Annotated in this window: 5 protein-coding genes; all 5 read right to left on the minus strand. The window is 47.2% G+C overall.

What is annotated here, in order from left to right; genetic code table 11:
* Window positions 1–1,026, minus strand: a 1,026-nt coding sequence (gene bamB / locus A3751_RS05495; RefSeq protein WP_156492270.1) for an outer membrane protein assembly factor BamB, incomplete at its 3' end; no start/stop codon positions are given.
* Between the two features lie 34 nt (window positions 1,027–1,060).
* Window positions 1,061–1,714: a tetratricopeptide repeat protein gene (locus A3751_RS05500; protein ID WP_068453191.1), complete on the minus strand. Its 654-nt coding sequence runs from the start codon at window positions 1,712–1,714 to the stop codon at window positions 1,061–1,063.
* Between the two features lie 66 nt (window positions 1,715–1,780).
* Complete coding sequence (gene hisS / locus A3751_RS05505; protein ID WP_231871858.1) at window positions 1,781–3,016, minus strand: histidine--tRNA ligase; 1,236 nt, start codon at window positions 3,014–3,016, stop codon at window positions 1,781–1,783.
* A 73-nt stretch (window positions 3,017–3,089) separates the two neighbouring features.
* Complete coding sequence (gene ispG / locus A3751_RS05510) at window positions 3,090–4,202, minus strand: flavodoxin-dependent (E)-4-hydroxy-3-methylbut-2-enyl-diphosphate synthase (protein ID WP_068453194.1); 1,113 nt, start codon at window positions 4,200–4,202, stop codon at window positions 3,090–3,092.
* A 37-nt stretch (window positions 4,203–4,239) separates the two neighbouring features.
* Window positions 4,240–5,196, minus strand: coding sequence for a helix-turn-helix domain-containing protein (locus A3751_RS05515; RefSeq protein ID WP_068453197.1), 957 nt, complete (start codon window positions 5,194–5,196; stop codon window positions 4,240–4,242).
* Window positions 5,197–5,369 lie beyond the last annotated feature (173 nt).

Below are 5,369 nucleotides of genomic sequence, written 5' to 3' on the forward strand. Positions count from 1 at the left end.
GGAACCGACATCGAGGAGGTGAACGTAGCCTTCAAAATCCGCTACTGCAGCATAGTTTCCGAGTATTTCTGCACCACTTAATCGTCGATACTTGAGTGCCTCACTACGCCAAACCTCTTTTCCTGATGCGACGTCGAGACCATAAACAACGCCTTCAGAGTCGGTCACAACAAGGATTTCAGCTGCGCGCGATACCGCAACTCCACGATAGGTCGAAATGGATTTACTCCAAACTTCTGTGCCCGTTGCGATATTGATTGCCTTAATATCGCCTTGAAAGGCTGCTGCGAAGACGGAACCATAAAGTTCTACATAATTGCCGTCAGCATCAACAAGACGTTCTAACTCCGTTCGGCCTGAAGGCTGCCCCAGCGACACATCCCACCGCATGCGACCATCAGAAAGATCTAACGAGACAAGTTCTCCATTTGCCAACCCGATCAACACAGAGTTTTCAAAAATCATGGGGGCAGAAGTTCCCCGAAGAGACAATGCGGGCGTGTCACTGTCATACCTCCAACGCTGCTCACCGCTGGCTGTATTAAAGGCAAAGATACGTCCGTCACTTGAATGGACGACAACTGTTGCACCGTCACTAGCCGCAACACTTAAGGCTTCCGAGCTTAAACGTGAACGCCATAACTCTGTCCCGTCCTCACGAGACAGTGCAATGATTTCTCCCTGAAAACTCGTCACATAGATTCGTTGACTGTCTCCCGAAACACCACCACTAACACGCTGATCTAGGTCTTTCTCCCACTGAAGTTTACCGGTTTCGGTTGAACGCGCTTGAACATTTCCTTCAATATCGACAGTAAAGACCAAAGGGCCGCTAACGAAAGGTTCCAACTGAAGCTGAAGTTCATTGTCACCCGTTCCTGAATCGGCATCCCATAGTTCTTCAAGATCTACAGGGTCGTCAATATCGGTTAGCTCAGTCGGAACGTTCACAGTCTCAGAGCTACAAGCAAAAAGCGCGGTAAAAACCGCGCTCATTGCAAGAAACTGAATTAGTCTCTTAGTCATCTTTAATTAACCTAGGTTAACTGAATTGCTTGGTTTACAGACTACGTGTATCGACACCAAGATCTGATAATTTTACGCCTAGCAAAGGCGCTCTTTGCGGCTCATCCTTTACCAATTCAAACGCCTTAAGGTAGGTGTTTCTCGCAGCTTCTTCGTCGCCTTGGGCAAGTTGAATATCGCCGGTGATTTCCAAAAAGCTTGGCTCAAACGCATCGTCAGTAGCATTAAGTAGCGCTAACGCTGCATCATATTCACCTTTTGCAGCAAGAACTCGTGCTTTTCGAGCTGTCACGATATGTTGAGTACGTACATCCTCTGTGGAGGCCAAAACAAAATCCAGCTCAGAAATCGCTTGGTCAAGATCTCCCGCTTCAACGTGAATTTTCGCGAGATACAAAGCTGCAAACCGGGCGTATTCTGTGTCGCCAAAGTTCTCTTTAATCTCTCCTGCAATAAACGTAGCAGACTGATCGTCACCGATACCTTGCTGAGCCGTAATAACATTTACCAAGCGTTGATACAAACCGGAGGCGGATGCTTTATTCGCCTCAACATTGCCTTGCCAAGCACGGTAGCCAAATACGATGGCAAGCGATGCAACAATCGCCAAAATAACTGACGTTCCATTCTTCTTCCACCAGTTCTTTATCGCCGCAATTTGTTCTTCTTCGGTCTTAAACTCGTCCACAACTTACTCCACTTTACTTTATTCTTTCACACCGGTTCAGCGCCGGGCAGTAGTGTACTTTATTCGTTACTCTATGTATTTAAGCAATTCTGCTTCTGGAATGCTTTTTTGCTCTTCTTTAGACTGCAAAGGCTTAAGCAACAGAGTTTGATTCATCATCTCTTCGGATCCAATGATCACTGCAAACTTTGCCTTCGACTTGTCAGCTTTTTTCAATTGGGACTTAAACGAACCTTGCCCCATATTCTGAACAACACGCATGCTGGTGTTATTCCGAATCAAAGAAGCGACTTGGAATGCTTTCTTTTGTGTGCCATCTCCAGCCGCAACAATATAGACATCGGCAGCAACATCTAAACCCTGCGGAAAAACGTTAAGCTCATCTAGGAGGAGTACCAGCCGCTCGACGCCCATCGCGAAGCCCACTCCTGGCGTTCCCTTTCCGCCTAACTGCTTAACCAAGCCATCATAGCGACCACCGGCACAAACTGTTCCTTGCGCACCTAGGGCATCCGTTACCCACTCAAAAACCATATTAGAATAGTAATCCAAACCTCTAACAAGCTTCGGGTTTACAACATAATGAATGCCCAAACTATCCAGATACGCTTTTAGCTCCGCAAAATGCGCCTTGGACGTATCGCCAAAAAAATCGGTAAGCACAGGAGCATTTTCTAAAATCGATTGTGTATCTCGATTTTTCGAATCAAGAATACGCAAAGGATTCGTCCCCAAACGACGTTGGCTATCTTCATCAAGCTGATCAATGTACTGCTCAAGGTAATGAACTAACGCATCTTTAAATGCAGCACGCTCTTCCGGCAAACCTAGAGAATTTATCTGCAGCTCAACCGAATCAAGAATACCAAGCTTCTGCCATAGTTGGTGGGTTACTGAAATCAATTCCGCATCAATATCCGGGCCTTCAAACCCAAAACACTCGACTCCAATCTGGTGAAACTGTCGATAGCGACCTTTCTGCGGCCTTTCATGACGAAACATCGGACCCTGGTACCATAACCGCTGGGTTTGATTAAACAACAATCCGTGCTGCTCTGCAGCACGAACACAGCACGCAGTCCCCTCCGGACGGAGGGTCAGGCTGTCACCGTTTCGATCATCGAAGGTATACATTTCTTTTTCTACAATATCGGTCACTTCACCGATAGATCGCTTGAACAGCTCTGTTTGTTCAACAATCGGCATGCGTATCTCTTGATAACCGTGCTGAGAAAGCAGTTTCGATACGGTACGCTCTAAATACTGCCATTTGGGGGAATGCTCAGGGAGAAGATCGTTCATCCCCCGAATTGCTTGAATTTTAGCCAAACTATTAACCTATTGCTTCTTAATGTTGCTTTCTAAGAACTTGATTTTATGACTTTGCGATGATGGTTTCATCAAGGGCCGCTTTTGCTTCTGCTTGAGCCCGGATACGCTGTTCCAGCGCATCAACAAGGTTTTCATTATTAAGCTTATGGTCTGGCTTGCCATCGATGTAAACGAGGTTATTTGGTGAACCACCCGTTAAACCAAGATCTACTTCCTTTGCTTCTCCCGGACCATTTACCACACAGCCAATAATCGCAACATCTAGCGGAGTGCGAATATCCTCTAAACGACTCTCAAGCTGATTCATAGTACTCACGACATCAAAATTCTGGCGAGAGCAGCTTGGGCAGGCAATGAAATTGATGCCTTTGGAACGGAGTTTCAACGATTTGAGGATGTCGTAACCGACCTTTACTTCTTCAACGGGATCCGCAGCAAGCGACACCCGCAAGGTATCACCAATGCCATCCATCAGAAGCATACCTAAACCAATCGATGACTTGACTGCACCTGACCGAAAGCCGCCGGCCTCAGTAATACCAAGATGCAGAGGCTGATCAATCTGGCTCGCAATTTGCCGGTAAGCCGCAACGGTCATAAAGATATCCGAAGCCTTGAGACTCAATTTAAAGTTCTCGAAATTGTGCCGAGTGAGTATCTCTACATGTCTCATCGCCGATTCGACAAGCGCTTCATGCGTTGGCTCGCCGTATTTCTTTTGCAGGTCTTTCTCAAGAGACCCTGCATTGACTCCTATCCGGATTGGAATATTCTTGTCTTTGGCACAATCAATAACCGCTTTAATACGGTCTTCCTTGCCAATATTTCCGGGGTTAATACGAAGACAATCCACGCCATATTCAGCGACTTTTAAAGCGATCTTGTAGTCAAAGTGTATGTCAGCAACCAAAGGAACCGTAGTTTCCGCTTTAATGCGCTTGAATGCCTCTGCAGCATCCATGGTCGGCACAGAAACACGAACAATATCTGCGCCCGCTTCAGCTAGCTGATTGACCTGACCGACTGTCGCCGCAACATCCGTGGTCTCGGTATTCGTCATACTTTGAACAGCGATCGGAGCATCACCACCGACCGGGACATCACCAACCATGATCTGACGCGATACCCTGCGCTTTATTGGAGACTCAAACTTCATCGATTTTCTCTATTTAAACTACTTAAAAAGCCAGAAACTATTCAATCACTAACTCAGCGCGACCGGAGGGCCCGATTCTGGAGCTAATATCAAGCACTTGATCATCTACTTGAACACTTGCTGCACTTCCATTCCCCAGCACGATCCGAATCGGCTTTGCGCCCTCGTAATCAAAACGCCCTCCATCTTGCTTCAACGCGGCAATAATACGCAGTCCATCAGCACCATACGCTTCAAACCAGCACTCACCGGTGAAAGCAATAGACAAACGCACCATATCAGCAAGTGATTCAGGCTGTGCCTCACGAGCGTCCAAGCTTTCTACACTGGCGTCACCCACAAGGTCAGCGGCAGACGCTTTTTCTTGAAGATTGATTGGTTCGATATCATCTTCGCCCGCAGGCCCCGCTACATCTTCAGGCTTCGCAGCCGTACTTCCTAGGTCGGGATCCTCGCTAGTCAACACAGAGCCTGTCGTCTCATCTGCCAAGGGATTGGAATTAGGTTGATCATTAGCCAGCTCACTATCCGCAGACAATACGTCAACTCTTTGCTTATCGCGATGTTGAGGCTCATCAAACCCTAAACCGGACGAGCCCACAAAGAACCAAATCGATGCTGCGCATATAGCCAAAATACAGGTTACAACGAGGCCTAGCTTGAATAAGTGCATTCGTCGCTCGGCCGCTTGCGCGTCGACTTCGGCTTTCTTTTGTTTCGATTCTTCTTTCTGAATCGCGTCAAGTTGTCGTTCGAGCAATTCGACCATACGCTCTTCATGCAACCCTACTAGGCGACAATAAGAGCGAAAATAGCCTTTAAGAAAAACGTCGCTTGAAAAGTCGTCATAGGTTTCGGACTCGATGAGAGCTACAACTGACGGTCTTAGATGAAGGCGCTCAGCAACATGCTCTATGGATAAGCGCAACTCATCCCGTGCCGCTCGCAAAATGGGGCCAGGATGGGTAAATTCAGCAGAATTTTCAGAGCTCATGTTTATCCACCGTACTGGCTTAGGTAGTTTTGGTATTCAGGCGAATCTGGATACTGCTCTTGCAGCAAATTCGCCAAACTTTGAGCTTGATCATGCGCATTAAAGTGCTTAGCAATCCGAACTCCCTGCCACAAAGTCTGCGGCGAATGGCTCAATGCCTGGCTCGCTATCTG

This window comes from Oleiphilus sp. HI0080 (assembly GCF_001635135.1).

What these genes read in the sequence shown, in the direction of transcription:
- hisS (WP_231871858.1), bottom strand. Translation starts at nt 3,016, where the DNA reads ATGAACGATCTTCTCCCTGAGCATTCCCCCAAATGGCAGTATTTAGAG.
- ispG (WP_068453194.1), bottom strand. Translation starts at nt 4,202, where the DNA reads ATGAAGTTTGAGTCTCCAATAAAGCGCAGGGTATCGCGTCAGATCATG.
- A3751_RS05515 (WP_068453197.1), bottom strand. Translation starts at nt 5,196, where the DNA reads ATGAGCTCTGAAAATTCTGCTGAATTTACCCATCCTGGCCCCATTTTG.